Origin of the sequence: Protofrankia sp. Cas4, assembly GCF_963555915.1 — a bacterium.
In the GTDB taxonomy this organism is placed as follows: domain Bacteria; phylum Actinomycetota; class Actinomycetes; order Frankiales; family Frankiaceae; genus Protofrankia.
The window spans coordinates 3,125-5,666 of the sequence record NZ_CAUVXL010000265.1; the positions used below are offsets into that span (position 1 = coordinate 3,125).

Consider the following 2,542-nt stretch of genomic DNA (forward strand, 5'->3'; position numbering starts at 1 on the left):
CACGCAGGACAGTGGTCTGCAAGCCAAACCGGGTGCTGTGGGTCAACGCGACCTCGGTGGCCAACAGCTCCAACACCTCGTCGGTGTCGATCCGCTGGCCGCTGGCCTGGCGCACCGCGATGTCCAGGCCCAGGTCAGCTGCCCGGGTCGCCAGCAGCAGCGGCGTCGCGATCCGGCCTGGTCGGTACAGGACGTCGTCGGGTCGGCGGGGGCGGTTCACTTCTCAGCGCCGCGGCGTAGCAGTTCCCGGGCGAGCCGCTCGATCTCTTGGGCGGTGGCGTCGGCGAGGTTGTCGGCGTGCGGGGGCTGGAACAGGGCATGCTGCATAGCGGTCTGACCTTTCCTAGACGGGTTGGATCAAGACCCCTCGGCGCGGTGCTTGCCGGCTTGGCACCGGGGGGTCGCCTGAACTGGGCCAAAAGTAATCTGGCCTGGTCCAGATGTCAACGGTTCGCCGACACTCCACGAGTGTGTACGTGGTCATATCAGTACAGAAGGTGACAAGCTGGGGACTGCGATGGTGGCAACCCCTTGCCACCGAGGACATGTCACCGCTCTGCACACGCACACTTGAGGCGAGGCGAGGCGAGTTTCGGAGAGGAACACCCGTGACCAATGAGCTCAGCGTCAGCGGTGGCCAGCGACCGACTTGGGCGCGTCGGATCCGCGAGGAACGAGATGCCCGAGGGTGGTCCCAGAGCGACACGATCAGAGCCCTCCGCGCCCACTCAAAAGACTCGCTGCCAAGCGATGCCACGCTTCTGCGCAACTGGAAAAGGTGGGAAGCGGGAGATGCAGTTCCAGATACCTTTTACAAGCCACTTATCGCAAAGACCTTCGGGACGGTAACGGGCGCGCTCTTCCCGGCACCAGCCCGTCAGCACCATGAAAGGACTTTGCTCACGACAACCGGCATGGACACTCTGGAAATCGTCTCTCGCCTTCGCGTGTCCGACGTCAGCCCGAGTACTCTCGATGCACTCGCCATCACCACTGAACGGCTTTGTTCTGAATACGCCTATATGCCGTCAGGACAGCTCAAGACGGAAGGACATGCCTGGCTCGGACGCATGACGGGTCTCCTTGGCCAAAGGCTCACTCTCGCACAGCACAGGGAACTTCTCGCCCAAGCGGGATGGATCGCACTACTCGTTGGCTGTGTCGAGTACGACTTGGGCGAAAAAAGTGCAGCCGAAGCGACCCGCCGAGCCGCACTTTCCCTCGGCCAGGAAGCCGAGCATGCCGGCATCATTGGATGGGCCTACGAGATGCAAGCCTGGTACGCGCTCACTCAAGGCGATTACCGTGGCGTTATAGCAGCCAGCGATGCCGGGCAAACAGCCGCTCCCAGCCTGGGCGTGTCCGTTCAGCTCGCAGCCCAGAAAGCGAAAGCGTGGGCACGAATCGGCGATCGTCGGCAAGTCGAGGTCGCGCTTGACCAGGGCCGAACCCTCCTGGAACAACAGGACCACCCTTCCAACATCGATAACCATTTCGTTGTCGACCCCGCGAAGTACGACTTCTACGTTATGGATTGCTATCGGCTCCTCAAAGAAGACCGACTTGCCGAAAGCTACGCCCGACAGGTCATCGAAGCGGGTACCGAATTTGATGGACGCGAACGGTCACCTATGCGCAACGCTGAAGCCAGGCTAACCCTCGGAGTCATCGCAGCACGCCAAGGCGACGTCGAGCTAGCCGTCAACTATGGAGAAGGCGCTTTGAAAGGTGAGAGAAAGTCGCTTCCTTCCCTTCTGATGTGCTCCCGAGAACTGGCAATCATATTCCGTGAGCGTTACAGTGGAAACTCTGATGCCAGCGGATTTCTTGACCGCTTGCAAGATCTATCCACTCGAAATACGTCGCAGACGGACCACGAGGACCGATGATCTATCGTCGATACCAAGACGATGCGCCAAGCTCCCCGACACCTTTAACATCTCGGTCGAAGTGACCCTCATGTCATCTGGGAGTTCAACAACAACGGCAAGATCGGACAGCGCCTCATTAGGGACCGAAACAACAGCCCTGCTCCGATTGGAGGTTTGCACCAATCCCTCCGATTCAAGGGCGGAAATCGCATTTGCCACGGTCCCGCGGGCAACATCAAAAGTTGATGCCATCTCGCGAATTGAGGGCAAACGATCACCGGGCGCAAGAACACCAGTTTCGATCAAGGACCTATAGTGATCGGCAATCCGAGCGAAGGGAGGTCCTTGACCTTCCACCTCGGCTGACATCCGCACCTGCCCCTTACCTCGGGTAGTCGACCCGCCGCACGGGAGTCTCACGGCTCATAACGACCAAGCCTACCGGTCCGTCTCCTACCAGACGGCTGGAAGTGGGGCGGACGCCGAGGCTCGGCTGGTTTCCCCCCGCACCCATTGACGACGAACGGGATGGCGGGCAACCGCCGGTGTTCACCCTCGGGTGTTTGGCGCGGGCTGATTCGGGGTGTCGAGCCAGAACGACTGGCCCTTGGGCGTGACGCTGATCCCGATCCGGGTGTGGCCTGGCCGGCCGGCATCGAGCCACCAGCGGT

The 2,542-nt window shown here is 61.0% G+C and carries 3 protein-coding genes; 1 reads left to right on the plus strand and 2 read right to left on the minus strand.

Annotated elements, in window-relative coordinates; all coding sequences use genetic code 11:
- Positions 1-220, minus strand: a 220-nt coding sequence (locus U9979_RS24075) for a hypothetical protein (protein WP_322781078.1), incomplete at its 3' end; no start/stop codon positions are given.
- 388 nt (positions 221-608) lie between these two features.
- Here U9979_RS24075 and U9979_RS24080 point away from each other — a divergent pair.
- The gene (locus U9979_RS24080; RefSeq protein WP_322781079.1) at positions 609-1,889 is read left to right on the plus strand and encodes an XRE family transcriptional regulator; all 1,281 of its coding nucleotides are present in this window, start codon (positions 609-611) and stop codon (positions 1,887-1,889) included.
- Here U9979_RS24080 and U9979_RS25450 read toward each other — a convergent pair.
- Positions 1,845-2,240, minus strand: coding sequence for a GntR family transcriptional regulator (locus tag U9979_RS25450; RefSeq protein ID WP_416220301.1), 396 nt, complete (start codon positions 2,238-2,240; stop codon positions 1,845-1,847). The two genes, U9979_RS24080 and U9979_RS25450, sit on opposite strands and share 45 nt — an antisense overlap.
- Positions 2,241-2,542 lie beyond the last annotated feature (302 nt).

Excerpts from the sequence above, each read along its gene's own strand:
- U9979_RS25450 (WP_416220301.1), bottom strand. The coding sequence starts at position 2,240 with ATGTCAGCCGAGGTGGAAGGTCAAGGACCTCCCTTCGCTCGGATTGCC.